This is a genomic window from Sporomusa sp. (assembly GCF_035561155.1).
Lineage (GTDB): Bacteria > Bacillota > Negativicutes > Sporomusales > Sporomusaceae > Sporomusa.
In genome coordinates this window covers 39671-65971 of record NZ_DATMYD010000153.1, presented here as the reverse complement: position 1 = coordinate 65971, position 26301 = coordinate 39671, and the positions used below count along the sequence as shown (strand labels likewise).

Annotated in this window: 24 protein-coding genes; 5 read left to right on the top strand and 19 right to left on the bottom strand. The window is 43.6% G+C overall.

The window, feature by feature from the left end; genetic code table 11:
- Positions 1–93: 93 nt before the first annotated feature.
- Positions 94–1548 (bottom strand): FAD-dependent oxidoreductase, encoded by a 1455-nt coding sequence (locus VN447_RS20670; protein WP_325527865.1) that lies wholly within the window; start codon positions 1546–1548, stop codon positions 94–96.
- 201 nt (positions 1549–1749) lie between these two features.
- Here VN447_RS20670 and VN447_RS20665 point away from each other — a divergent pair, with 201 nt between their 5' ends.
- Positions 1750–2697: a LysR family transcriptional regulator gene (locus VN447_RS20665; protein WP_325527863.1), complete on the top strand. Its 948-nt coding sequence runs from the start codon at positions 1750–1752 to the stop codon at positions 2695–2697.
- 106 nt (positions 2698–2803) lie between these two features.
- Here VN447_RS20665 and VN447_RS20660 read toward each other — a convergent pair whose 3' ends face one another.
- From VN447_RS20660 to VN447_RS20635, 6 genes are all read right to left on the bottom strand, one after another.
- Complete coding sequence (locus tag VN447_RS20660; RefSeq protein ID WP_325527861.1) at positions 2804–4078, bottom strand: MFS transporter; 1275 nt, start codon at positions 4076–4078, stop codon at positions 2804–2806.
- Between the two features lie 137 nt (positions 4079–4215).
- Positions 4216–5148 (bottom strand): flavodoxin family protein, encoded by a 933-nt coding sequence (locus VN447_RS20655; protein ID WP_325527859.1) that lies wholly within the window; start codon positions 5146–5148, stop codon positions 4216–4218.
- A gap of 27 nt (positions 5149–5175) precedes the next feature.
- Positions 5176–6006 carry a DAPG hydrolase family protein gene (locus VN447_RS20650; protein ID WP_325527857.1) on the bottom strand — a complete coding sequence of 277 codons (831 nt, stop codon included), beginning with the start codon at positions 6004–6006 and terminating at the stop codon, positions 5176–5178.
- A 94-nt stretch (positions 6007–6100) separates the two neighbouring features.
- Positions 6101–7216 carry a uroporphyrinogen decarboxylase family protein gene (locus VN447_RS20645; RefSeq protein WP_325527855.1) on the bottom strand — a complete coding sequence of 372 codons (1116 nt, stop codon included), beginning with the start codon at positions 7214–7216 and terminating at the stop codon, positions 6101–6103.
- Between the two features lie 353 nt (positions 7217–7569).
- On the bottom strand, positions 7570–8979 hold the full coding sequence (locus VN447_RS20640) for an S-layer homology domain-containing protein (protein ID WP_325527854.1): 1410 nt from the start codon (positions 8977–8979) through the stop codon (positions 7570–7572).
- A gap of 767 nt (positions 8980–9746) precedes the next feature.
- Positions 9747–10103: a hypothetical protein gene (locus VN447_RS20635; RefSeq protein ID WP_325527852.1), complete on the bottom strand. Its 357-nt coding sequence runs from the start codon at positions 10101–10103 to the stop codon at positions 9747–9749.
- A 177-nt stretch (positions 10104–10280) separates the two neighbouring features.
- On the opposite strand from VN447_RS20635, the gene VN447_RS20630 reads away from it, so the two are divergent.
- Complete coding sequence (locus VN447_RS20630) at positions 10281–11147, top strand: tetratricopeptide repeat protein (RefSeq protein ID WP_325527850.1); 867 nt, start codon at positions 10281–10283, stop codon at positions 11145–11147.
- Positions 11148–11300: 153 nt separating this feature from the next.
- On the opposite strand, the gene VN447_RS20625 is transcribed toward VN447_RS20630, so the two are convergent.
- The 4 genes from VN447_RS20625 to VN447_RS20610 form a co-directional block, all read right to left on the bottom strand.
- Positions 11301–11861: a DUF2284 domain-containing protein gene (locus VN447_RS20625; protein ID WP_325527848.1), complete on the bottom strand. Its 561-nt coding sequence runs from the start codon at positions 11859–11861 to the stop codon at positions 11301–11303.
- A 212-nt stretch (positions 11862–12073) separates the two neighbouring features.
- Positions 12074–13435, bottom strand: coding sequence for an S-layer homology domain-containing protein (locus VN447_RS20620; protein ID WP_325527846.1), 1362 nt, complete (start codon positions 13433–13435; stop codon positions 12074–12076).
- 57 nt (positions 13436–13492) lie between these two features.
- On the bottom strand, positions 13493–14599 hold the full coding sequence (locus VN447_RS20615) for a uroporphyrinogen decarboxylase family protein (protein ID WP_325527844.1): 1107 nt from the start codon (positions 14597–14599) through the stop codon (positions 13493–13495).
- Between the two features lie 35 nt (positions 14600–14634).
- The gene (locus VN447_RS20610) at positions 14635–15810 is read right to left on the bottom strand and encodes an MFS transporter (RefSeq protein ID WP_325527842.1); all 1176 of its coding nucleotides are present in this window, start codon (positions 15808–15810) and stop codon (positions 14635–14637) included.
- A gap of 290 nt (positions 15811–16100) precedes the next feature.
- On the opposite strand from VN447_RS20610, the gene VN447_RS20605 reads away from it, so the two are divergent.
- Positions 16101–17030, top strand: a complete 930-nt coding sequence (locus VN447_RS20605; protein ID WP_325527840.1) for a LysR family transcriptional regulator — start codon at positions 16101–16103, stop codon at positions 17028–17030.
- A gap of 217 nt (positions 17031–17247) precedes the next feature.
- Here VN447_RS20605 and VN447_RS20600 read toward each other — a convergent pair whose 3' ends face one another.
- Positions 17248–17868: a helix-turn-helix transcriptional regulator gene (locus tag VN447_RS20600; RefSeq protein WP_325527838.1), complete on the bottom strand. Its 621-nt coding sequence runs from the start codon at positions 17866–17868 to the stop codon at positions 17248–17250.
- Between the two features lie 69 nt (positions 17869–17937).
- On the bottom strand, positions 17938–18546 hold the full coding sequence (locus VN447_RS20595) for a YitT family protein (protein WP_325527837.1): 609 nt from the start codon (positions 18544–18546) through the stop codon (positions 17938–17940).
- A gap of 618 nt (positions 18547–19164) precedes the next feature.
- Between VN447_RS20595 and arsM the strand changes: the two genes are divergently transcribed.
- A complete protein-coding gene (arsM, locus tag VN447_RS20590) occupies positions 19165–20133 on the top strand; it encodes an arsenosugar biosynthesis arsenite methyltransferase ArsM (protein ID WP_325527835.1) in 969 nt (322 codons plus the stop codon).
- 163 nt (positions 20134–20296) lie between these two features.
- On the opposite strand, the gene VN447_RS20585 is transcribed toward arsM, so the two are convergent.
- From VN447_RS20585 to VN447_RS20560, 6 genes are all read right to left on the bottom strand, one after another.
- On the bottom strand, positions 20297–20455 hold the full coding sequence (locus VN447_RS20585) for a hypothetical protein (RefSeq protein WP_325527833.1): 159 nt from the start codon (positions 20453–20455) through the stop codon (positions 20297–20299).
- 416 nt (positions 20456–20871) lie between these two features.
- Complete coding sequence (locus VN447_RS20580; RefSeq protein ID WP_325527831.1) at positions 20872–21588, bottom strand: DUF1638 domain-containing protein; 717 nt, start codon at positions 21586–21588, stop codon at positions 20872–20874.
- Positions 21589–21601: 13 nt separating this feature from the next.
- Positions 21602–22258, bottom strand: a complete 657-nt coding sequence (locus tag VN447_RS20575; RefSeq protein WP_325527829.1) for a cobalamin B12-binding domain-containing protein — start codon at positions 22256–22258, stop codon at positions 21602–21604.
- Positions 22259–22262: 4 nt separating this feature from the next.
- Positions 22263–22991, bottom strand: coding sequence for a GntR family transcriptional regulator (locus VN447_RS20570; RefSeq protein ID WP_325527826.1), 729 nt, complete (start codon positions 22989–22991; stop codon positions 22263–22265).
- Positions 22992–23095: 104 nt separating this feature from the next.
- On the bottom strand, positions 23096–23785 hold the full coding sequence (locus tag VN447_RS20565) for an LrgB family protein (protein WP_325527824.1): 690 nt from the start codon (positions 23783–23785) through the stop codon (positions 23096–23098).
- Positions 23785–24141 (bottom strand): CidA/LrgA family protein, encoded by a 357-nt coding sequence (locus tag VN447_RS20560; protein ID WP_325527822.1) that lies wholly within the window; start codon positions 24139–24141, stop codon positions 23785–23787. The genes VN447_RS20565 and VN447_RS20560 overlap by 1 nt, the downstream gene beginning before the upstream one ends.
- Positions 24142–24367: 226 nt before the next feature.
- Between VN447_RS20560 and cooS the strand changes: the two genes are divergently transcribed.
- A complete protein-coding gene (gene cooS / locus VN447_RS20555) occupies positions 24368–26290 on the top strand; it encodes an anaerobic carbon-monoxide dehydrogenase catalytic subunit (RefSeq protein ID WP_325527820.1) in 1923 nt (640 codons plus the stop codon).
- Positions 26291–26301 lie beyond the last annotated feature (11 nt).

Genomic DNA, 26301 nt, shown 5'->3' with positions numbered 1-26301 from the left:
CTCCTTCTACTAGGCATGAGTATTCAGATATAGCACAAAAGGGGCACTCAACAGAGCCCCTTTTACTTAACCATCAATTCTCAACCGTTTACCTTAGACAGATTCACTATAATCTGCCGCGCTTTCACCAGCAATACGGCCGCTATTTAAAGCAAAGCCCATGGTGTTTCCAGGCAGGACAAATACATAGCTGTCACCAAAGATAGAGCAAGCATCAGTGCCTGCGGCATAAAGCCCAGGAATAGGCTTAAAGTCTTCTTTGGCTAATACCTCAGCCTTATAATTAATTCTTATGCCCCCCAGTGTGCCATAAGCGCTGGGGAAGAATCTGCCTGCATAGTATTTTGGTCCTTTAAGCGGCCGCAGATATTTAGCCTTTTTATCAAAAAAGTCGATTTTGCTCTCGCAGCCTTCATTGTATTCATCAACTGCAGCTGTCAAAGCGTCGGCATCCATACCAATCTTTTCTGCCAGTTCCTCTAAAGAATCAGCTACAAATACATTGGGGTTGCCTTCCTCGATATGTTTCTGAATGGCCTGATCAAACTCGTCCATAGGGATATGGGGGTGAACCAGCGACATCAGATCAAGATCATTCTTCTGGTAATATTTCAAAATTGAAGAGTCAAATATCGAGAATGCACAGCGTTTTGGTTGTCTCGCAATGGCATTACCTGTCCATGTGGTATTTTCAGTGAGTTCTTCGTTTAAGAAGCGTTCACCGATTTGATTAAGCCATAGAGCACTAGGTTGACGGAAGGGGAAATCCGTTATATGTGAATCCGCTACTCCTGGAATACCATAAATCATTTCCATGTTCATTTCGGTATCAGCGGCGCCTGCTTCCCATGCCATTTTAATACCTTCACCTGCAATACCAGGAATTCTAAAAGAGAAAATATCTTTGCCCCATTCAAACCCTGTACGCTCTTTAATCATTTCTGGGTTATCACCAAAACCGCCTGTAGCCACAATTACAGCTTTGGCATTTACTTGCACTTCTTCACCAGCTTTATCTAGACCCAACACACCAACAGCACGGCCATCTTCGATTAGGATTTTCTTAGCCGGTGTTTCCAATAGAAATTCAACACCAAGTTCTTCAGCTCTCTCAGCCATATATTTATACATGATGGTCGCTGCTCGTGGACCAGGAACACCTGAAGCTGGTTTTACCATATGCCAGGTTTGCTCAGAACCGGGAAAATATCGGGCAATATCGAACCATTCAACACCCATATCTTCCAGCCAGTGAATCGTATCAGCAGCTTTATTATAATAGGTTCTTACCAACCGGGCATCAACACGCCAATGGGTATAGTCCATATGTTTTTTGAAAGCTTCTTCGACAGTAAGGCCAACCAGCTTACGCTTTTGCAGTTTCGAGCCGATTCCTAAGGGGCCCATACCCATATTACCTGTTCCACCGGTAGTAGGCGCTTTCTCCAAAACAATTACACTAGCACCATTCTCTGCTGCTGTGATGGCTGCTGCCAACCCTGCGGGACCTGCGGCAATGACGACTACATCAGCTTCATAATTTTTCACTGTATTTCCCCCTCGTAAATATGATTAAGGCACCTGACGGTATTTTCTTTTCTTCTTATATAATAGCGCTGAAATTAAAATTGGAGAAATTCTGAATTTTGGTGACTATTATGAAAAAACTTCATTACTCAAAAAAATCACAAAATACTTCAAAAAGTGTTATAATTGTAATATAAATCTACTCAGTCTGTCGGAGGGAACATGGATATTTGGCAATTACGTTATTTCATTTCAGTAGCAGAACATCTTAATTTTACTGAAGCAGCCAAAGAACTTTATGTTGGACAATCGACATTGAGTAAGCAAATCGCTGACTTAGAAAAAGAGTTAGGTGTCCAGTTGTTTACCCGCAACAAACGTTCAGTTCGCCTGACGACAGCTGGAGCAGTACTGCATAATGAAGCCCAGGCTATCTTGGCAAAAATAGATGAAACAATCCAAAAAGTTCGCCAAACTGCATCAGGTTATGACGGAACACTTAAGATCGGAATTATGGGTACATCTGAGAAATTATTAATACCAGGGCTGGTTAGAACCTTTCATTGTCGTTACCCCAACATAGATGTAAGTGTCGAGCGGTATAGCTGGCGGTTAATTAATGAGACTTTAAATAACGGAAATATCGATATTGGCTTCACACTGGCACTAGGACTTGAAGGCGTTTCTGGTTTGCAGAGCGAACCAGTGTATAGGTATCCTCGCTGTGTTGTACTTCCCTTTGATCATCCTTTGGCCAATGAACAAGCCATCAAATTCGCAACCCTTGCCAATGAGTCTTTCCTCATTACCTCACGTTCAGTAAATCCTGCTGTTTATAATGATTTCCATTGTCTTTGCGCCAATCATGGCTTTACTCCGAAAATAGTAAGCCAACCTGACTTAGTGGAAACCCTGCTTTTGTTGGTAGAATCAGGAGTCGGCATTACTGTGTTGTCACACCACATCGAAGGCTTCCTGAGTCCTAAGCTTCGCCTTGTTGAACTTATTGTAGAGGAAGGCTCTGGTGTTGTACCAGATGTACTTTCAGTAGCCGTCTGGAAACAGGATAACCCTAATTTGGCCATTCCTCTGTTTATAGAGGAGCTCAGAATTGCAAAAGCTGCTTCTCCGTGTTTAGTAAGCCAGAAACTACAACCAACTCATGATTGAAAATACAAAGCGAAATATAAAGACCGTGTATCCCGGGATACACGATCTGAAAGGAGCCGTGCTGAAACGCAAGAGTTTTAGCACGGCCCCTTTTATGTTTTGAGACTTACTGAAAAGTTGCTGCTTGCTGTTTAACTTTCTCAGTTGGTGCTTTTGGCATTTGAACAAAGGATAGTGCAATTACACTTACCACGCAAATGCCGAGAATAATTTGAAATGCCATATCATAATTCTTATTCATGTCGAAAATGATACCGCCGATAAGTCCTGCTGGTGAACACACAATTGCTGCCAGCAGCATATGAGCACCATAGATTTGAGGATAAGGCTTGGGGCCAAAGAAGTTGGCAAAAGTCGTCATCATAGCAATATACGGCCAGCCAAAACCTGCTCCGAACAAGGCAGCCGCGATCAGTGCCACTGCCGGGGTCGAAACATGCATATTGAGAAGTGCGCCGATTATTGTAGGAATAATTCCAAGAGCGAGACAATAGCGTGCAGGGAACCTATCAGTAAGATAGCCTGATATAAGGCGTCCCACTACCCCGCCAAGGGTAAACATGGCCATCGACCAAGGGCCAAATTGTGGCGGTAATCCTAGCCCTTTAAGATGCATAACATTATGAGCTATGAAAAAGAAGAAGGGGAAATTAAAGCCCAAAGCGCCAATGAATATTATCCAGAAGGCAGGAGTCTTAAAAGCTTCCTTCTGCGTCCACTCATAATCAGAATAAAGCTTAGGACCTGTCTGACCGTCAGCGTCGTCAGTAACACCATCAGGTATCTGTCCTACTGCTTCTGGGGATTCTTTTATCAGGAACCAGTTGGCAATAAAACCAAGAGCAGCCACAAGACCGATCACTGCCCAACTCAAACGCCAGTTACCACCACTATTCTGTAAAACTATGCCCAAAATCGGTGCAGCCACAAAACCGCCGAAGCTAGCAATCGCCATCATATAGCCGTTAGCTCTGCCCCGGAAACGCTTAAACCATCTGGCAACCCAAGTCCCGTATGGAACCATGGTAGCAGAACAAATACCGATAGGTAAAAGAACACCCTGCACCAGCAGGTAATGCCATGGTTCAGTAATTACTTGATATAAAATTCCTACCAATATAATTACCGAACAGCCGAATAATGCTGTACCTCTGATACCTAGCCGGCCAATCAGCGGGGCAGCAATAACGGCAGCTGACACACCAATAAATAAGTTCATCAAGGTGAAACCGAGCCCAAATATCGCACGGCTCATAGGAATCTCTTTTAGCAAGAACGGACTGTTAACAGGTCCACCATACTGAGGGAACCCCATCATAAACAGATAAACCAGTCCAATTGGAAAAAGCATCTTCCAACCAGAGAACCGTTTATCATACACCACTTATATTCCTCCCTTACACTTAAATTAGACAGAATGAAGAAGATTGCCGCGAATTGTTGTAATGACCGTTTGTGTACACCTTCCGTTATTGCGGACGCACCGGAGCAATCTTCCTTTCCAATAAAGCGCTTTTATTATTCTAATCCACGTACCTTATAGTCTCTGTATTTGCCAAGTCTTGCTTGAACTGTTTCAATATTACTGAAAAACTCTTTCATATGTTTTTTTATTTCATATAAATGGTCATTACGGGTTTTATCATCCATCCGGGTAGTTCTCTTACTTTTTTCATCAACAACAAAAGCAACATCACCTTTTTCATTGACCTGTATATTCCCACCAGCTGCACATACGGCACATTCCACCGCATAGTGCTCACCATCCCATCGCGCTTGCCCCTTATAAATCAGGTTGGAATGACAAACAGGACATAACCCTTGATCTTCGCCTAAGTATTTTACTTGCTCATATGGAGTTTTCATCGCCTCCACAAGATTTTGTCCCATTTTACGTGCTTTTGCCAAGGTATCTTCTTTAAGGAGAACATGACCGGGTCTGCCTACACCTGTCGCCAGTAACTGGTCAACAATTTTGACAGATTGCGTCAGCATGGAGATGTACAAAGACGGCAGTGCCATATTCATCCAAGCCAAAGTTGAACCACCTGACGCAATCAAACCGGCTACCCGCTTAGGGGCGTGTTCTATTGCACCGATTTCCGCCAGAAACGACGTTTCATAAGGTATAAACCTATTGGCGAAAACATTATAAAGTGCAGCAGGCTGCATTTCATAGGTTGGAGCGCCAATAATCAGACCATTGGCATTTAGTGCTATATCCATGATCTTATCCATATCATCCTTGTCTTTATGGATACATTTTGGACGTTCGCCTTTGGCCATCATCATAGTACACACTTCACAGCCCGTACAAGGCTTTATATTACAGTCATGCAAATTGATCATTTGTACTTCGGCGCCAAGTTCTTCGGCAGCCATTAAAGCCTCTTTGACGCAAATCTCGGTATTCCCCAGTTTTCTTCCAGCAGTAATAGCAACTAATTTCATTTTTTTCCTCCATTTTCTTATTCTAATTTATGACAGTTCGCCCTTCTGTTCGGCATATAACTTAGGCAACAGAGCCCGTAGATTAGCATATTCGTGAATATTGTGGTAAGCAAGACCGAACGGAGCTATCTCCGGTACTCTTATACCTGGGGGCAGAAGCAACTTAGGTTTCTTGTCAATGATTTGGTAACCCAACCAGAAGCGAGTGCGATATTCAATGCCGCCTTCAATCTCACGGATAAAGTGGCACATAGCGGCCGGTATCTTAGGCGCTCCAGGCGGTGCATCGGCACGAACGGCCAGACCGTTGGCTGCGACCAATGTTCCAACATTGGGTGACTTGAATCTGTCCATATCGAAGCCAAAATCTTCAGGAGTCAGGAAGCTAATGGCAATCTTCTCAACTCCACCGCCGGCGTCTTCAATTACATGGTGGGTTATTCCTTGAAACTTTAAGGTCATAGGCGTGTTAGGATCAAGCACCGTATTGCGGTCTTCCTCACTAATGGAGATACCAAAATGACCTTGCGGCCACCAGATTTTGTAGCGTAGATCTTCGAGACTATGCCAGGAGTACCACCAGTTGATCATGTCAACGGTGACTCCAGGCATTTTGGTGTTTACCGCCACATAGCCGGCCCCATTCGGCAGAACGCAATAACCTGTCTCAACTTCCATATAACCCGGATTGAGTAAGTCGTTGAGATTCTCTATCAGCAACGCTTTGGCTGAGTCCATTGGCTTGCCTGGCTGAATGAGTTCATACATCTCTGGGTAGGGTTTAGCTGGCTCCATATAATAGTACTTAGAATAGGGTTTTTCTTTCTCCTCAGGGGTAAGTTCTTTTAACTCTGACATTGGTAAAATCCTCCTTTAAACATGGCAAGACTCAATCCAAATAAAGCCACTGCGGATACACCCTAGCAAGCAGACTATTGGTCAACTCCAGTATCTACTTACTTGCAGCCGCCGCCATCATTGCTTTAACGTTCTCAGGATTGGCATTGGGTGGAATTGTGCAGCCTTGTGACAAGATGTAACCTGACGGCCCAATCTCGTTAATCAGCTTAGTGCAATAGTTGTAAACCTCGTCCGGGGTGCCTAAGGTTAAGAGCGCTGGCGGCACATCTCCCATAATACACATATGATCGCCCAGAACTTCTTTAACCTTATAAATATTTGTCGCCGAGTCGGTGCCGAAGATGCACTTGCCTCTAGGCAGCTGACGGAAGTATTCCAGATCGCGTTCCCAGTTGGAGTCAAAATGCAGGTAGGCGATTGCCCCCTCTTCGACAACCATTTCCACCATCTCTTTTATGTACGGCCAGACAAACCTGTCGAAAATCTTATGGGAAACAAATTCACTCGCGCCACGTGCGCCGCTTATCCATACGGTGAGCGGTTTAATGGCCCTGATTTGCCCGCGAATCAGTTCTTTGTTCTCAGCCTGCATTACTTTCATTACTGCTTCAACTTTATCAGGCATTTTAAATATATCACGTGTGAACTTAGGCATAGTGCGGGCACCCATCAGCACCTCATACGGCCCTGTTTGAATAACTGGACAGAAAGGCAGTATCCCTTTACCTACCCATGCCATAGCAGCCTTAGGACCATTGTCGATAAACTCCTTGATATCCTTCATTACCATTTTGTCCCGCAGGCGGTTATTGACAATATCCATAGCAACCGGCCAGTAACCCTTGTCCAAGATGGTGTCATAATCTTCAGTCGTCATTGTGCCTGTTTCATCTACCTGCCACACAGAGCCTTCCGGCAGCTCGCGCCCGGCTAACTTCATGTCAGAGAGCCAGACAAGACTAAAAATTTTGGCCTGAATAGAGGTTAATTCAATTGCGTCAAATTCGCCAAGCGATAGCAGCGAATTGATCATGGTCTGGGTAGACAGTTCAGGGCTCACACTAAACTCTGACAGTTTTACGCCCATATGGTTGGCGCAAAACGCGTCAGCCGTTAATACTACCGGTACCCGGTCAGGTTTTCCCAATGCTACTGCAGTGTGAATTCGCGCGGTCCGTTCCCCCAACAGTTCGTGAGGTAATTTCATTGAATATCTCCCCCTTGATTTATTAAAGGCAGGCAACTAAGTGCCGGCCTTCACACCTGTATGAGTTTATAATAACCCTAAAGCTAGCCCTGAGGGAAATTCCTGATTTTGCTGACAATTATGAAAAAACTTCATTAGTTGCCTCCTCCAAGATAAAGAAAACACGGCTTGCGCCGAGCCTGTGGCGACAGCGGAAGTCGATGTTTCCCTTATCCAGACGGAAAGTTATACTTTCTAACAGGATAGAAAAACAGCGCCACGATCTTTCGTTAGCCATAAACATAGGCTTAGTAGGATCGTAGGCGCCGTTTGCTGTAAGGAATAATTACGTTAGTTTAGCTTTTGTTTTCACGTTAAAAGAGATAAGTCAACTGAGTCGTAAAGTAGCTTTGATCCTTGGCATTAGCAAGCGAAATAACTGAGCTTGAAACCCGTTTAAGGTCATTATAGGTCATATTAAACACCATTCGCTTGGCAACGGTGGTCTCGAAGCCATACTCAAAGCCCTTAATGTTTTCAGCCATACCGCCGCCGGAAGGACTTGTGTGATTAAAAGGAGAATTCCAAGTACGTGGTTCGGCCATCCCCATCAGGTCAAAGCCTGCCTCAGCCTTCTTGTACTGAACCCAGAAACCAGAGGTATCTGGAACAAACGGGTTGGCTCCCTTATATTTTGCTTTTATGTAGTATGCGGTCGGGGCATCGCCTGGCACAAGCCCGTTAGCACCAAGTGTACCAGTTGCTAATTTCGCACTATCACCGGAGTTTTTGCCATATTCGCCAGTAAGAGTAATACCGGGAACTCCCTTATATTCCACACCTACAGCCTGGGAATTATACACTGATTTATCTGTGTCAGCAAAGTAAGCAACAGACATTTTAAGATCTTTAGTTAAGTTGAATTTGACATCGCCGTGGTTGAATGTATAGCCCGGCATCTTTATTGGGGTTAGCTGCGGATTCGTGATAGGCTGATGCGTCTGAGGATTGACAAACATCAAGCCTTCACCGCCGAATTTTGTGGAATATAACTTCACTTTCACATCTTTACCAAAAGAAATTTTACCACCATCCATGTAAGGAGCACCACCCAGCGTACCAAGGCCAACATCACTCAAAAACCTACCTGCTGCCAGTTCGGCATTCGGACCAATTTTCTTGGCAAAGAACGCTTCTTTGACCTCCAGGTCGGTATCGGTTGTCCGCCCGCCCAACGTTTCCATAATAAGCATACCATGAAAATAGGTATCACCATCAAAATCATTATTTAACAGAAGTCCCATGGCCATACGGGAATTTGATTTGCTATCAGCCCGGCCATAGTGCGAAGGTGCGGAAAGATACCCAACATCTTCAGCAAGCGGCCGTGGATTCTTTGTATATTCGTACCGATACTTGGCAAAGCCGTGGATGGTTAATGGGGTCTTCTTTTCGACTGCTGCAAGCCGTTTGCCAAGGCCCTTTAATTCGTCAGAGAACTCATTAATAAGTTTGTCCACCAATGCCTTGGTTTCGGCATCAGCTTTGTCGGTTTTAGTCATGGCGTTAGCCACGATGGTAGCCATCTCATATCTGGTCAGAGTGCGGTCGCCTTGGAAAGCGTTGTTTTGACCACTGATAATACCGGATTGAGCAAGCTTGCTCACTGCATCATAGGCCCAATGTTTTGCCGGCACATCACTAAAAGGATCGCTTGCGGCCATAACCACACTGGTCGAACACAACGCAGCAGCTACACTTAGTGCAATTAAACTTTTCTTCAAAATTTCCCCCACCTTTAGTTTTTTGTAATTCTATACCTCTGAGATGCACCACACCCACTGCTTGATGTTTCGAACCCGCTCTTAAAGAGCATGGCGCAACATCCCAAGCAAATCCCCGTCCATTCACACCTGTCCGAACGGGACTGGCATTGCATTCCTTCGATACCTTAGTAAGACGTACTTACCCATCTTCTTTAGATATTAGCAATATTTGCATCGAGTCTAAATATTCAGTTATTTTATTGTGTTTTTTAAGGCAGAACAGCAATCCTGATGCAATAGGTCATCGTTATTCGTACTAAAAAGGCAAAATTTTGGCCTATCTCATCAATTTAGTCATGACTAAACAATCAGCTATTGATGACACCTTGTCGTCACGTTTCGAGATATTAGTTATCGCTATAGAGTAATTAGATGATTGGTATTATTAGCAATATTTTAAAGAGTTTAATTACTTTCTCATGTTTATAATAACGTCTAAGTAACGTCAAGAGAAATTCTTGATTTTGCTGACTATTATGAAAAAACTTCATTACTCGAAAAAAAACGGCATCACTACTCATAACAATAGAATTCGTAATACAAACATCAATATAATCAATACAGCAATTTACCTTGCTTTCTATTCGTCACCTATCATCCTGAGAGACTATGGGCAAAATAAAAAGGCGTGACCGTGGTGTGAACAGTCGCGCCAAGTCGCTTACCGGCAAATGAAGGTGGGAGACACTTGCCTAAGCTAAAACTCTATAGGAGGAGCTGGAAGCTCAAAAATGGTTTTTTTCTTTCCATGAACTAAAATCAACTTTTGGGACATTATGAATGTAAAAGGTTTTATTGAGAGTACCTTCTAGCCCCAAGCCTAAACCTATAGTTGAGTACGACTCTTTGATAACCATCTTGCTCGCAGCATTAACCAGTTGAACTTCAACATCGACTTTGGGTAGATGACTAATAAACACTCCCTGATTATAAAAGTTACCTTCTACAGCCAGCGTAGTGCTATCGACGTATACTTTGTCCGGATAGAAACTGAGCTCTGCTGCCGACGCTGATGCTGTACCAATTCCTAAAACTAAAATACTTACCATACACAAAATCAATAACATACTTTTCGATCTCATTAAGTATACCCCCAGTTATTTGTATTACATTTATTACTATATTGTAATACAAATATAGCTATCTTAGAGCGCCTTGTCAAGTGATTTTTTCTTTATTCTTCCAGCATTATTATATTACCGATATTCCATATCTTTACTATATAATACAAATACTGTAGTATATATAATCGAAGGGTGGTGTCCAAAATAGCTAAATACGCAGAAGCGTCTGACGAAAGAGTTACCGTTAGCGCTAGAGTCAGCGGTGCAGCTGTCAGCATATTGAAACAATATGACATTCCTATTTCGGATGTTATTGAAGCAGGTATTATTCATTTTTTATGTTTAGACGATGTTGATAAAGTTGCTTACTTTTTGAAGAATAGTTGTGATGTTATTGATAGTACCGACCTCAGGGTTCCACATGCCGCCTGGGCGGAATGCATAAGAGACGTACTAAACTTGAGTGCCGAGACTGATGTTAAAGATGAAGTAAAAGCTTTCAAGGCTGCGGCTAAGTGGCTGCCTGATAAAGGCGCCTCGAAAATTAATCAGCTAAGTCTGCGGAAATTAAGCGCAACTGAGGTTGTCAAAAAAGCCGATGACTTCGTACGGACAGGCAATGTGCAAGAAGCCCTATCCTACTATGATTATGCTGCCATGGTTTTAAAAAAATCGGGAAATACCCGGGAACTCGGAAGAATCCACCTCATTGTCGGCGATGCTTATTGTAATATGGGGAATTTCTCGCTGGCACTAGGCGCTTATGAAGCAGCAGAGGCATATTTTGAGAACGATAAAAATCCAGTTGATGTGGCAAACTTATCATACTCTCGCGGAGTTTGTTTCCAGCTTTGGGGTAAACACAAGGAAGCCTATGACTATTTCCAACAGGCACGAAATATATTCATCGATATCGGCTCAGTAGAACAATCATATAAAACGCTGACCCGCATGTCGTTTAGTCTCGATTTTCTTGCGCCCGAAGAAGCAATTAAAGCCTGTGACGAAGTTCTTGACTACTTTGGCCAGCGGAAGGCACAGTTTTCCGACAAGTTAAGATAAAATACGAATACGCCCGGTATCTGACAAGCAATTAATCTTCGGATTTGCAACACATCTACTCATGTAATAGATATGGGAAATGTTAATGATTTAATGATGACATAATACAAAACCAGGACAGCTAACGGCCATCCTGGTTTTTGTATTATGTCATTAATTTTCTTTGTTAAACAGTATAAGTCCAACATATGAAACTGTATTTTTTCCGTTATAATACGGAATTCCACAAGTCTTTTCCAGATTAATAACATCTATTCCATACGCTTCCACTGAGGCAAAAGCCTCTTCGGGAAACCGGCATGGTTCATTATCCAAATAGGCGCATCTAGTGCAAAATTCACAAGCTCCCGCATTCAACGGAAGAATCCCCTGCAATTTGTGCTCATTTTTAACACGATCCAGCAGGTCTCTGAATACTCCATCATGAACTTTTTTTGCAGCTACCATGCCCTTCCAATCAAACGAACTTTTCATTTGATGCACTGTCTGAAATAGAAGTCCGTATTTATACTGGCAAGCCTTATCTTTCAACTCCTCAAAAGGACCAACTGCAGGGGGACAGACCCAATTGGTATCGTATTTCCTGCATACGTTTTGTTCACATGCTTTCCTAAAATCCTCGACAAATTTGATTTTATCTACCTCGGCAATTGCAGCATGGTCAGCCTTTGCAGCTAGCGCAGCCTGAACTAAGTCGCTAAAATTTGTTCCCATTTTTACCTCCCAAAAATTCAAATAACTGCCTCTGGTACAAAAGCAGAACATCCAAAAACGCAGCAACAAATGGTAGAGAAGACTGCCGTGGCAATCTTCTCTATTTTTAAATTTATATATACATCTAGATATAGCTTAACGCACAATTTCTAACATGTCAATATTTTTATACTATTCTTTCAATTGCATTGTTATCTACCCTTCTCGTTGCTTTAGAAGAAAAAGTCTAGTTCGGCTTTTACAGTATTTAGCTTCCCGGTATGAACGTTGTCAGTCGCCTTAAGTGAGGCAGCCCAAAACGTCATGCCAACATTTTTGTCAAACATAACCATTCCGCTTAGCTCAGGCCCCTCAAGACCCCAATCGTACTTTGAAACCCAATAATTATCAGGGGCTATCGATGATTTTGCTTCTGCTCTAATATAACGTGCCGTAAGGCCATACGAGCCTGGGGTATTAAGATCAGCGCGTTTGTAGTTAACTCCAGCTATATATGCTTTATTTTGGGTGGACGCATTCGACTGGCCGTAAGTAGCAAACAGTTGCAGGTCTTTTGCAATTACCTTATCTGCGCCAACTTCCCACAGATTAATATTATCTGAGAAAACAGTCGAATCGGCTCCATCTGTTGTTATATTGTGATAGGCAGCTTTAAAATTGGAATCGCTAGAAATTGGGGCACCAAATTCAAGAGCAGCATAGTGGTTATCGGTCGTAGAAGAAATAATATTGGGATTAGTGGCATTTCCAACCCAACCTTGTCTAAAATATCCATAAGTCAAGGTCGTTTTAGACTTGTCGCCTACCGCAAACTGAACGCCCTCCACACCTTTACGCCCTGGAGCTACCATAAGGCCATACGCCGCTCCGTAGTCAAATTTACCTGCCTTAACAGTAGTTGCACCCACAACACCTTCTGCATACATTTGTCCATTACGCTGGGCTGCGCTTACTGAACCATCTGCTACACCACCGTTAGACCAATAGCCACCACTTCTGAAATCTCGAACTGCTTCGTCTTCGATTTTCACTTGCCATTTGTCATTGACTTTGTAATTGATGTTTAAGTCGATACCTAACGCCGGATAATGGCCATCACGCGGGTGTGGGGTATCCCCTGTCAAACCAGTATGATTTTTAAAATCACCACTATTATCCCATATCTGCTCCGACAAGTGTAGGAACCCGTTGAAGGTTAATTTATCACTTTTCTTTTCCAAGGTATCTACGCGAACGCCTAGGCTTTTGAGCTCACCATTAAACTCTGCCGAGAGTTTGTCAATTAACACTTTGTCTTCTGCGCTCGCTTTTTCAGCATTCCACACCGCCCGGGCAACCATCTGTGCCATTTCATAGCGGGTCACAGTCCGTTCGCCCTGGAAGCTTCCTTTACCATCACCGTCAATCAGCCCATCGTGCTTTAACTTATTCACTGCATCATACGCCCAATGTTTAGCAGGAACGTCACCAAAGGGGTTCGAAGTAGCCGCAAATGCGCTGCCGGTAAAACTAATTAAGGATGCCAGTGCCAGAGCAACAGCCAACTTGCTCTTTAAGTTTTTGCCCTTTTTCATGTTTCCCCCACCTTTAACTCTCTTTTTTCAGCCTGCAAATGCTATGCCTCTATAGCATTATTTACCGGCAGCGGCCGCAACCATGGCTTTGACGTTTTCCACTTTTGCATTTGGCGGTATGGTGCAACCAGAAGCAAGAATGAAACCTGATCCCATATCTTTAATCAATTTTGTACAATAGTTGTATACTTCATCAGGAGTACCAAGAGCCAACAAGGCAGCGGGAACATCCCCCTTAATGGCCATGTGATCACCGAGCACTTCTCTGGCTTTATAGATGTTGGTAGCGCCGTCTAGTTCAAAGACGCATTTCTGTCTGGGGAGTGTTTTGAAATATTCCAGGTCGCGTTCCCAATTGCCGTCAATATGAAGGTCTACTACCGCACCTTCTTCAATGATCATATCAGCGGTTGCCTTCAGGTATTTCCAGACAAAGCGTTCCCAAATCTTCGGCGAATAGAACTCACTTGCCCCCCGGGCTGGTGAAATAAATACCACCATTGGCTTAATGGCTCTGATTTGCTGCCGGAAACCTGCTAGCGTTTCTTCAAGAATGACATCTAAAACAGCCTCTACTTTGTCAGGCATTTTGAACACATCTCTCATGAATTTCGGAAATGACCGGCCGCCGCTTAAGAATTCATTAACAGTGATTGATGCGCTCGGAGTATATACCAGATAACCAGCATCTTCAAAGTTTTTCGCGAATTGCGGGACATCTGCCAACTGTGCAAGCAGCGAATCGACATCCACGCCTAACCGATTTTTCAAATAATCATAGCTAAAATCATTCCAACCTTTATTCAAAATGGTGTCATAATCTTCCACAGTCATCATTTCCTGTTCATCAAGCTGCCACGGAGTATCATCAGGAAGCTCACGCCCAGGTAATTTGATCTTTGTATAAAACATTAACGGGAACATCGTTGCTGCCGCGAATGTACCGCCGGTACCATCAACATCGCCTAAATCTTTAACTGAAGTTAAAATTGCTTCATGGGAAGCTTTCATATTGGAGCAAAACTCTGACAGCTTCATGCCTACGTGTCTAGCACAGAAAGCATCTCCTGTAAGGATAACTGGGGCCCGATCGGTTTTCTCAAATGCGATGGTTTTTCTCAATCTTTCAGTGCGTTCTTGCAGTAATTGTTGTGCTGTTTTCATAATTAATCCACCCCTTAATTTATTTTTAAAATATCTTAACTTTTTACGTCAACTGCTTTTGGTTGTTGGGTATAATTTTGTAACAACAGGAGCACCCCTACACTCAAAAATGCTACTGCACTAACTAACAGATAGAATCTCCCTGGACCTTGGTTGAATGGTCCGGCGATTGCTTCAAAAACGAATGGCGCAACGAACTGACCAATACCGCTAAGGGCTGATGCTAGAGCAATACTAAACGCAACGCGTGACGGCGGAGACATAATGGAAAGTGTCACAAAAAATGCAGGACATGTTGTTGAAAAACCGATACCACCAATAAAGCAACCCACTAATATTACATTAAAGTCATGCATTCCAGAGACGAGTGCCATCCCAATGCCAGTTATTAGCCACCCCAGGGGAATTGTGAAGCTTTTCAGGGCTTGCATGGCTTTACCGAATAATAATCCGCCCACAAGACCACCGCCGGTAAAAACGGTTAATGCTAAACCAGCACTGGCTGCATTGCCTAGGTTTTCACCAACTACTTGGATAGCTACGTTTGTAAAGAACGCAAATATTAGCATGTTGTAGAAAAATACCAAGAACTCCATAAAATATACTTTACCGGATAAAGGGGCCTTCTCTGTCAAATTATCTGGCCCTGCAGCCGGTTTTATCTTAGCAGGCTCTGGAAGATAGGCGTAGACAAATAGGAATACAACAAAACCAACCGCATAGGCAAGAAAGGTATTGTGCCAATCAACTGCACAGAGCAAGCCACCAAGCATGGAGAAAATGATCCCGCCAAGATTTACAAAAACACTTTGCAAGCCCATAACGGTGTCTCTTTCATTTCCTTCAAAGAAATCTGAAATAAGGACGATGGAAAGTGGGAAGATAATACCTAAACTTAATCCCAATATAGCTCGCATAGCTAAAATCATGGTTAAATCATTCATAAAATAAGGAGTTATGCCACCAATTAGGAAGAGTGCCATGGCAAGATAGAAAAGGCCCCGCCTGCTTAGAAATTCGCTCAGCTTGCCAAACACCAGCGAAGCAAGCACCATTGTCATGGATGGCAGCGCCACCAGCAACATAATTGTTTGGGCACTTGTACCCTTAAATGCCGCACTAATATTTGCCAGAGCCGGAGAAACAGCTGTGGCTGCCAACAGTAATAAGGAAATGGATAACACCGCGGCTTTCAGAAGCGTTCTATTCATGTTTTCACCCTCTCTTTACTTAAATCACACCCATACTTTCCTTGAAGCTTTACATGTAAGTCCTCCTTTTATTTGTTTGAATATTCTTTCTGAGAGTCATGATAGCATGTATGTAAAACCGTGTGAAATTCAAAAATAGATGGATGCCTTTGCAAAAAATCATAACCAATTCAACGATCCTGCTGTTGAAAATAATTGCCACAAGATATATGATGATATAGATACAATTTGAAATTTTCAATTAATTAACTAATGAATTCGGCAGATTTACCTTGAATGGAGAGGATATAGTGGAAGATATCCGGCATTTGCGTTCATTCATCTATGTGGCTGAACATTTAAATTTCACCAAGGCTGCTGAACAGCTCTACATTAGTCAGTCAACATTAAGCAAGCATATCGCCGAACTAGAGGAACAATTAGGCGTCCAATTATTTGTCCGTACCCATCACTCGGTTCGGCTAACCCCTCCAGGTGCCACTTTATTTGAGGAATCCCGCACCCTTATGAGCAAGATTGGCGAGGTCTTCGAAAGGACCCGCAAATCACAGATTGAGGTTTGGGGAACACTACGAATTGGCTGTATGGGGCTTGAACATATCTTTTTGCCAAAAATCCTCAAACATTTTGGGGCGCTTTATCCACATGTTAACCTTGATATCCAGGTGATGCCTGTCCCCATGATTAATGAGGCTTTAGAGCGTCAGGAATTGGACATCGGTTTTAACCCATTCTTAGGGAATGAGTTTCCATCAAAATTTGAGATACGCGAAATTCGCCGCTCCCGCTTATGTTTTTTATTACCTCGTAATCATCCTTACGCGAACAAATACTCTCTTGATCTCTCTGAACTTAAGCAGGAACGTTTTATTCTTGTATCCCCCACGACTTTTCCTATTGGTGTAGACTGGTTTACACACCAATGCAACCTCAGAGGATTTACGCCAAACATCGTGAGTCAGCCATCGCGGATAGAAACCCTATTTTGGCAAGTTACAGCAGGATTAGGTATTTCCTTTTGGAGTTTTGATCCGGTATTTTGTCAAATGCTGCGCCATAGTATCTCCCTGGTCGCTATGAACGGGACCAACGCTTACGGAAATATCGCCTTGATCTGGAAAAGCGGCAACCCTAATCCGATAATCCCGCTTTTCATTAAAGAGTTTGATGGAATAAAACCTAACTCGAAGGCTCCACTAAGAAAGCTAGCCGCGCTTTAGTCCTGGTTCATAACAATTTAAACACAAACAAAAAATAAACGTCCTGAACCTTGAACAGAACCCATAAAAACGGCATTGAAGAAAAAATCCCCCTAATGTAGAATTTAAAAGCTACATTAGGAGGAATTTTTTATGGCAACATACCGTCGGTAGAATAAGGCACAATAAGACCGTATACCCTGGAAACCGGGTTACACGGTCTTATTGTGTCTTTGCATCAAGAACGTTCCCGTAAATACTTATAAATCGTATAACGGGAAATATTGAGTTTCTCAGCAATATTGGGAATTCCTTTAGCAAAATTAAAAGCACCCCGCTCTGTGAGCAGATCGATCATCTTCATCCGGTCTTCCTTGGTAAGCAGCGCCACAGGCTTACCAACGATTTTAAGACATTCGTCAAAGATATCCTGCAGTAGATTACCGGAAGGGTACAACTCATCCTCAATAGGTTGTCCGACAGCAGTCAGTTCCTCCAAGGCTGCTTTAGCTAAAGACAAGTGCGTATAATCGTAATTTATCCCAAATGCGTAATGATAGCCTTCACCACGCAAGTGAAAGGTTGAGCTTTTTAGTAACCGGCCGTCTGTGGTTTTGCCTAAACAGTTGACCGTATCTTTGCCTTCAAAAAATTCGTCAACTTCTTTAACGCCGAGAATTGATAAGCTGTCGCCTACCTTACGCTTGGTAACTTCGCCATGATGAATAGAAATAATAGAAGACTTTTTATTAACCATATCATGAATCAGTGTTTCGCAGGAATTACCGAACATACAGGCAATACCTGCAGACACCCGGTTAAGAAATTCCAGGGCTTCCTCTTTATTCAAATCCGTCACCGCCTTCTCTATTATAAAATACCATTTGCGGCGTTATTTTACAAATTAATTTGGCGGTATTGTCCTCCTTCACTCAAGCTCAGTGGATACTGCCATAGGTGATGTAGCGTTATATGTATGGGCAATCCGATTTTTGAATGAGCTGATAACAGCGGCAATAATCGTGACAGACACAACAGAAAATAGACTCTCCCACAACCCGACTGTAAAAATACCTGAGATGACGACAACCGTATCAATCCCCAGGTTAATTTTCCCGGGATTCCATCCGGTGCGGTTATGCAAATACACTGTTAATACACCGACACCACCCAACGGACTTCTACCTAAAAGCAGAAACGCTAGACCCAACCCGAGAATCCCGCTGCCAAAAATCGCACCAACCCAAGAAGAAATAGTGAATGCAGGTAACATTCGTTCAGTTCCAGTAAGAAGGGATACAACAATAACGGTATAAACCGTTGCCCAGGTAAAACCCCAACCCATTTTTTTAATAGAAAGAATAAAAAATGGTAGATTGACTATGACAAATACATAAGGAAACGGTAACTGTAACAAATAGGAGAGATTTAATGCCAAACCTGTCGACCCACCGGTAGTTATGTTAGCGTGTTTTAGTATCAATATACCAACACTTGTTAATAAGCATCCAAACAAGACTATGATTGCTTTTTTCATTACTGCATACTCCCTTTATGTATTGTATATTAGACTAGAGCAGGACCGTATTGAGGGCTGCCCTCAAGAAGTTACACCTGTTAATTAACCCTTTCATCAAAATTTGAGCCTCGCCGCTGGTAACCAAAGAAACTGCCCGCAGCGCTGCTTTATCCATATCCGGTTCATGAATGATGCGGTCATCAGCTGGTAGCCCCACTTTCAGGGCCAGAGGTTTGATACTGTTGGCATCACCGACAAGAATGGGATTGCTTCAATTCCTACATGATAAATCCAATACGCCATCATTGTCAACACTTTTTGTAATGATTAAACAAAATGTTTAATCATTGGTTGGAATTAAGTTAAGCTAATCAGGTATTCGTTTCAACACAGCCCCACTAAGAAAGCTAGCCGCGTTTTAGTCCTGGTTCATAACAATTTAAACCTAAACAAAAAATAAACGTCCTGAACCTTTACTAAGGATTCAAGACGTTTATTTTTCTTTTACATTACCATTATTAATTCCAGCATTGGTCGGAAGAAACTTGATACATTCAGATGATACATCTTACAAATTTACGCTTTTATGATAAAATTTAATTAAATATTCAAATTATTGGTCAGAGGAGCAAATGCATGAGTTATTTAGACATTACCCATGAACTTTATAAAGAGGTGGCTTTAACCCCGCAACCCGGTCTCTGCTGCATTACAAGCCCTGAAAAATCCTTACCGGGTTTAACTGTTCCTGATGTGATGCGTGAAATGAATTATGGTTGTGGAGCGACTGTTCATTTTGGTGACTTAAATTCTAAAGAAACCGTTCTCTACGTGGGTGTGGGCGGTGGCTTAGAGGCATTACAGTTTGCTTATTTCACACGCCAGCCTCAATCGGTTATCGCTGTTGACCGGGTACCAGAGATGTTAATTAAAGCGCAAGCGAATTTTAAGCTGGCCGCAGATCTTAATAAGTGGTTCAATCCAGATTTTATCAAACTCGTTCAGGGTGATGCGCTTAACCTGCCAGTTGAAAGCGAAAGTGTTGATGTGGCCGCGCAGAATTGTTTATTTAATATTTTTAAGGAAAACGATCTAACTAAGGCACTTACAGAAATGCACAGGGCTTTAAAACCAGGAGGCAGGCTATACATAGCAGATTCAATTACAACACAACAGATACCTGAGCGGCTGCGCCAAGATGAACGCTTGCGGGCAATGTGCCTTTCAGGCGCGCTAACTTACCAGCAATATGTGGACAAAATTATCGGTGCGGGGTTTGGCACAATCGAAATAAGATCGCGCCGCCCTTTCAGAATTTTGGACAAGCGCCGCTATCAATTGCCTGAGAATATCCTCTTAGAATCCCTTGAATTGGTCGCCTATAAAAACCCGGTTCCAAATGACGGAGCCTGCGTTTTTGCAGGCGAAACAGTAATATATTTTGGCTCAGAGGACTTCTATGATGATGGAAAAGGCCACACGATTCAACGAGATATTCCGTTGCCGGTTTGTCAAAAAACAGCACAAAATCTACGCGCACTGAACCACGAGGACCTTGTGATAACTGAACCGACTTTCCATTACGCTGGCGGCGGTTGCTGTTAAATATCATGCTATGGGCAGTGTAATCTATACAGCGTAGCGTACGAAGCTGTGTCTTCGCTTAGTTGGTTCTTTATCTAGGTTATCCATAATATATTAGCGCAACAGCGGAAGGAACACCCTGTGGCGTTCCTTCCGCTGTTGCGCCTACTCCCCCGTTTAAACCTCAGGTATAAGCCATTTTAAGTAACTCTTCTGCTCTTTTCAATAATTGAATATCGCCGCACATAGGCAGATCGCCGCAGGTCTCGCTCATCGGGCACTTACCGCAGATTGAATCAGCCAGGTGAGTGAGGCCGGCAGCAACCTCTTGGTTTTGAAGCATAACTGCCACCTCCCACCGTCAGTATACTACCAGATTTAACCCCCGACAATTACCAATTAAAGGATATAACAGCATCTAATTTGCGCTATTACAAGTATTCAGCCGAATATAAGCCATAAAAACTCATCAGGCGATTCGTAACAGGACAAATCCAACACTAGTCTTATCTAAATAGCATAATAATTGACAAGACCCCCTGCGAGAAGAATATCTCGATCATCTCTGGAAAGAGCCTCTAGTTTAAGCTGTAATTTGGTTCCCCCCTTACTATTAATGATAAAGGCTTTACTGCCTCTGTCCTGATTGAACAGCCTGACGAATTTCCGGAATAAATAGATAGTCATACTACTTTATTTTTCAATCTTTTCTTCGCCTAATGCTGGGGGCAATGGGTTAGTAAATGGACGTTTATTTTTTTACTTGTTGCCACACAGTTGTAGGGATGTACTTTGGTTCAATTCCGACATCTCATTACCACCACCGCAGATATCATTCATCGTCACGGCTTTTCCCGGTTCCAGTACCAGAAACTCCTCATCCCATAAGCCTTGCAGCAGTTTGTGAAACAAGCGTAGCGAACCTGGGGCTACTTCATGACACATATCGAGCCGATCAGCAAATTGTTGCGTCTGTGACAGAATGCTGTCCACAGCATATGCTCCAGTGTCGATAAGCATAAACCGTTTATAGTGTCCCATCATAATTTTCATTACTCTTAAGGCCTTAACCTGGCCGTAGCGTTCAACACAACGGTCATATTCCCGGAGCAAGTTATTCTCGTAATCCAACCAGCCTTTAGTTAAAAAATAGGTTCCCATTTCTTTCGATATATTTTTTCTCGCTTCACAAGAACCCAAAAGTAAAGGAATACAATCATCTACCTTGGGGAGTACCAGTTTTGCCTTATCAGACTTTATATCAAGTAAACTATTCCCGCAATAGCCAAACACTAACAATATTACATCAACATTATCGATCCTATTGATCTCTTCCTGAATTCTCTTGTGCAATAACTCCGGTGTGTTGTGCAGCCCCGACTCGACATAAATAACAGGATAGTCTACACCAGTTGTCTTGATGGCCAAAGTAAGCTCATCCTGGAGTGTCTGACACGCTAATATTGCTGTCCCCATTCAATCCCTTCCTTCACGATGATTGAACAATTCTTTTATTAGTCACAAGGATATTCCGGCATAATTCTGTAACCTTTGTACAGTCAGTAGCCCAATAATCGGCTCCCGTATATTTTCGCACGCTTTCATTGACTAAACCGCCAATAATGACTATCGTTTGAGCACGCAGCCCAGCTTCATCTATAAGGTCAACAGTTTTTTTCATCGAATCAAATGCCTCGGTGATCAGCCCGGTTAAGCATACCACCCTACTATTATACTGTTTTACAGCTTCAACAAATTTGGGCCCAGGTACGTCAACCCCCAGATCACAGATATCAAACCCGTTATAGCGCATAATTCCTGTTGTGATATTCTTGCCGATATCATGAATATCGTCTTCCACCGTACCGAAAATGACAGTAGGATACAGCGCACGCGGTGCAACAGCCTGGTCTTGGTTTACCAGGGCTAGTACATCTTTAAAAATCTCAGAAGCCATAATTAGGTCTGATAAAAAATACTCACCTTTACTGTACAACTCTCCTACCCTATCAGTACCTGCTCTAATTTCATCCAGTAGCACATAGGGATTAATCCCCATTTGCAGGCCTTGTTTAACTAAATTAACGACCATCGTTTCGTCCAGTCTAGCCATGGCACCAACAAGCATCTTCTGGATCTTTAGCATAATATCACAACCTTCCTGAAAGTGGGTATGAGGTTGCCTTTAATTCAAACCTGTCTTTATGACAAACCATGACGGAGACTCCCAGCGGTTTGTCATCTTTAGAATAGATCACTTGCTTGATTACAAGCGCCGGTAGGACTTCGTCCGCTTCTAATAATTTAGCTTGCTCAGGCGACAAAGCCGCCACCGATATTACCATATCATTGCGAACCGGCACACTTTCCTGATGTTTTGCAACCAATTCGGGAAAATCGGCATATTCCAGCTGGGTCTCCAATAACGGCTTGCCCTTTTGATACCGCAGAAACTTTTCTTCAATAGCCACAGGCTGAGCACCTTTAAACATTAGGCGCTTTACTGTGATCACGCTGGATTCCCCAGTGAAGCCCAATTCGCTGGCTAATTTCAGGTTATTCCGAATCAAGTTAACGCCTAACAGCTTATAGCGTAATTGCTCATTATTAACACCGCTATTCTTCAGATCAATAACTAACTGGTTTAGACGGGGCCGGGTCACAAAGCTCCCTTTTCCTTTAACTGTATCAATCAAACCAGCTTCTGCCAGCAGTGCAATCCCTTGCCGTACAGTCATACGACTTATTGCGTACTTTTCTCCCAGCTGCGCCTCAGTCGGAATCAAGTCTCCGTCTTTAAGCTCACCTGCTTCAATCTGCTTTTTTATATCTTCAGCTAAACGGTAGTAAACAGGTATTAGATTCTCGCGACTTCTCATCAAACCCCTCCCTTCAGAAGCCTCTATGTAAAGCTGGATATTGAAGTCTATACATCTATATACAGTTTACACAAAAACTAATAATTGTGTCAATTTTTTTTGGCTTATCCTACAAATATAGTTACAAGAATCGGTGCTAACACTGCGGTAAACACTCCTGCCAAAGCCATCGCTACACCCGCCATTGAGCCTGGTTGTTCCCCCTCCAGGAGAGCCATGGCCGTCCCTTGCCCATGTGATACTGTCCCCATTGCCAGTCCCCGGGCAACAGGGTCATGAATCTTAAACCAGGTAAGTAAGGTTAGCCCCACAACAGATCCAAAAGTTCCGGTAGCTACAACAAACGCTACAGCCAAGGCAGGATTACCTCCTGCCAATTGCGCCACCTCGACAGCAAAAGGAATTGTTGACGATTTAGGAATGATGGAAACAATGATTTCTCTTGGTAAACCACCGGCTTGAGTAATGAAAAGCACTGTTAGCATCGATACAATTGTTCCCATGCCAACACCAATAACGATTGCAGGTCCATATTGTTTTAATAGATGCCGGTTGCGGTAAAGCGGTACTGCCAGGGCAACGGTAGCCGGTCCCAGTAAAAAAGTCATGATGTCTTTTGCCGGGACATAGGCAGCATAAGGCAGTTTGCAAATAACCAGGATCGCGATGATTACTGAAGCGCTCAAAAGAACTACATTAATCAATGGATTATTGTATTTAAAATATAAGTAGCGGCTGAGTAGATAGACGCCAACCGTAATAAGAATCGAGAAAACTGTAACAACGGATTGCATTATTTATCCCCCTTATGCAGCAACTGTGTAAGAATACCTACCGTGAAGAAGGGTAACACCGCACCGGCCAACAGGGCTGCAGCTAAAACCACGCCATGTTCATAAAATACAGCTCCCCAATCCATTAGGCCTACAGCGACAGGCACAAAGAAAAACAGCATATGTTTAAGTAAAAAATCGGCAGCATCTTGAATATAGTGAAGCTTTATGATGCCACACAGCAAAAGTAAAAATAGCAACACCATCCCAAATACTGTACCCGGGATGGGCAAACCAGTTACGGCAGTAATCTGGTTTCCAAGCAAAAAAATAACCCACAAGATTACACCTTGCCCTATCATCTGCAACAGTTTCAATCCAGATCCCTCCTACGTTCTTAATAGCGAACGGTGCAATTAATATACAAAGCGTATATGAAAATAGGTCATTTTGTCAACGAATGTCCTTAATTTCATGCAATTATAGTTCCTTATTTCAAAAAAACAGCAAGCTAACATTAACCATTAAAGGAATAAATTGGGTTGCATAGAATGTTATCAAAAGGAAATCAGGTTAGACAATCTATAAGAGGAGATGGTCAGGGTGAAAACACAGGAACCATTAAATCCGAGCGTGAAGGAAATGCTCGATGTAGCTAAAGCAGCCAATGTGAAGACCATATGGGACCGCTATCAGAGTCAGCTACCACAATGCGGTTTTGGCGAAAGCGGTATTTGTTGCCGGAACTGCCTGCAGGGCCCCTGTCGCATTGATCCGTTTGGCGACGGACCAGATGTCGGGGTATGCGGTGCCGGGCCGGACACCATTGTCGCCCGGAACCTGATCCGGAGCATAGTTGGCGGCGCGGCTAGCCATTCCGGCCATGCCAAGCACTTGGCACATGTCTTAAAAAAAGTTGCTAAGGGCACTGCTCCTGATTTTGGGGTGAAAGAAGCGTCCAAGCTAGCGGCTGTCGCTGCCCGGCTGGGGCTGCCAACTGAAAATCGCGATATCCAGGAATTGGCGGAAGATGTCGCCGAGGCAGCGCTAGCTGAGTTTTCTGAACGCGAGACCCCGAACGCCTGGGCGGTAACGACACTGACTGCCGGACGGGTGGCTAAAATGAAGGAGCTCAAAGTGACGCCACACGGTATTGATAGCATTATCGCTGAAATCTTACATCGCACTACCCTGGGTGTGGACGCTGATCCGGTAAACCTGCTTTTGGGAGGCATCAAAGGAGCAATGGCCGATTATACCGGATGTCATCTGGGTACAGACCTTGCAGACATCTTATTCGGCATTCCAACACCAGTCGTCAGCGAAGCCAACATGGGTGTTATTAAAAAAGACGCTGTCAATATTGCCTTGCATGGGCATAATCCGGTGCTTTCAGAGATGATTGTCGCCACCGCCCGTGAACCAGAAATCCTGGCCGAAGCGCGGGCTGCCGGCGCCGAACAAGGCATCAGTCTTATGGGGATTTGCTGTACAGGCAATGAGGTCCTGATGCGGCATGGCGTGCCAACTGTCACTACCGCCATTTCACAGGAATTGCCCATTCTGACTGGGGCGATTGATGCCATGATTGTTGATTACCAATGTGTCTATCCTTCGCTCGCCAATGTTGCTGAATGCTTTGGTACCCGGTTGATTACCACCATGGACATGGCTAAGATACCAGGAGCGACGCATGTAGAATTTAATGAAGAACAGGCTGGCGAAAAAGCCCGCGAAATAATCCGGATGGCAATTACCGCTTTTAAACGCCGCCGCAATAAGCCTGTTCATATTCCGCAAGCAACTAGTAAGGTTGTAGGAGGGTTTTCCACTGAGGCCATCGTGGCGGCACTGGCGAAACTGAACGCCGACGATCCGTTACAGCCGCTTGTCGATAATATCGTCAATGGCAACATCCAGGGTGTGGTGTTGTTTGCTGGCTGCAGCAATATTAAAGTCGGGCATGACCAGGGCTTTGTCAACATTGCGAAAGAACTGATTAAACGTAATGTTTTGGTGCTGGCCACCGGCTGCGGCGCCGGCGCTTTTGCCCGCAACGGACTGCTTGATCCGCAGGCAACGCTTGATTATGCTGGCGACGGTCTAAAAGCTGTTCTCACCGCCATCGGCGAGGCCAATGGCCTTAACGGACCACTGCCGCCCATCCTGCATATGGGGTCCTGTGTTGATAATTCCCGGCCAGTGGATATCGCCGTGGCACTCGCTAATAAACTAAAGGTTGATATTCCTCAGTTGCCGGTTGTTGCCAGCGCGCCTGAATACAAGACTGAAAAGGCTCTGGCTATCGGCACCTGGGCTGTTACCCTTGGCTTGCCTACCCATCTGGGCTTGGTACCGCCAGTGATTGGCAGTAAACTGGTTACCAGGGTTCTTACCCAGGACATCAAAGAACTAACAGGCGGCTACTTCATTGTCGAGACCGACCCAATGTTAGCAGCAGAGAAGATTTTCGCCGCGCTGCAAGAGCGACGTCAGAATTTAAATATCGGCACACGCCGCTGGTAAGGAGGATCATC

Coding starts and splice junctions, on each gene's coding strand:
- VN447_RS20575 (WP_325527829.1), bottom strand. CDS start 22,258: ATGCTAAAGATCCAGAAGATGCTTGTTGGTGCCATGGCTAGACTGGAC.
- VN447_RS20635 (WP_325527852.1), bottom strand. CDS start 10,103: ATGAGATCGAAAAGTATGTTATTGATTTTGTGTATGGTAAGTATTTTA.
- VN447_RS20595 (WP_325527837.1), bottom strand. CDS start 18,546: ATGAAAAAAGCAATCATAGTCTTGTTTGGATGCTTATTAACAAGTGTT.
- VN447_RS20645 (WP_325527855.1), bottom strand. CDS start 7,216: ATGAAATTACCTCACGAACTGTTGGGGGAACGGACCGCGCGAATTCAC.
- VN447_RS20620 (WP_325527846.1), bottom strand. CDS start 13,435: ATGAAAAAGGGCAAAAACTTAAAGAGCAAGTTGGCTGTTGCTCTGGCA.
- VN447_RS20665 (WP_325527863.1), top strand. CDS start 1,750: ATGGATATTTGGCAATTACGTTATTTCATTTCAGTAGCAGAACATCTT.
- VN447_RS20625 (WP_325527848.1), bottom strand. CDS start 11,861: ATGGGAACAAATTTTAGCGACTTAGTTCAGGCTGCGCTAGCTGCAAAG.
- VN447_RS20610 (WP_325527842.1), bottom strand. CDS start 15,810: ATGAATAGAACGCTTCTGAAAGCCGCGGTGTTATCCATTTCCTTATTA.
- arsM (WP_325527835.1), top strand. CDS start 19,165: ATGAGTTATTTAGACATTACCCATGAACTTTATAAAGAGGTGGCTTTA.
- VN447_RS20585 (WP_325527833.1), bottom strand. CDS start 20,455: ATGCTTCAAAACCAAGAGGTTGCTGCCGGCCTCACTCACCTGGCTGAT.
- VN447_RS20655 (WP_325527859.1), bottom strand. CDS start 5,148: ATGAAATTAGTTGCTATTACTGCTGGAAGAAAACTGGGGAATACCGAG.
- VN447_RS20570 (WP_325527826.1), bottom strand. CDS start 22,991: ATGAGAAGTCGCGAGAATCTAATACCTGTTTACTACCGTTTAGCTGAA.
- VN447_RS20615 (WP_325527844.1), bottom strand. CDS start 14,599: ATGAAAACAGCACAACAATTACTGCAAGAACGCACTGAAAGATTGAGA.
- VN447_RS20565 (WP_325527824.1), bottom strand. CDS start 23,785: ATGCAATCCGTTGTTACAGTTTTCTCGATTCTTATTACGGTTGGCGTC.
- VN447_RS20650 (WP_325527857.1), bottom strand. CDS start 6,006: ATGTCAGAGTTAAAAGAACTTACCCCTGAGGAGAAAGAAAAACCCTAT.
- VN447_RS20580 (WP_325527831.1), bottom strand. CDS start 21,588: ATGGGGACAGCAATATTAGCGTGTCAGACACTCCAGGATGAGCTTACT.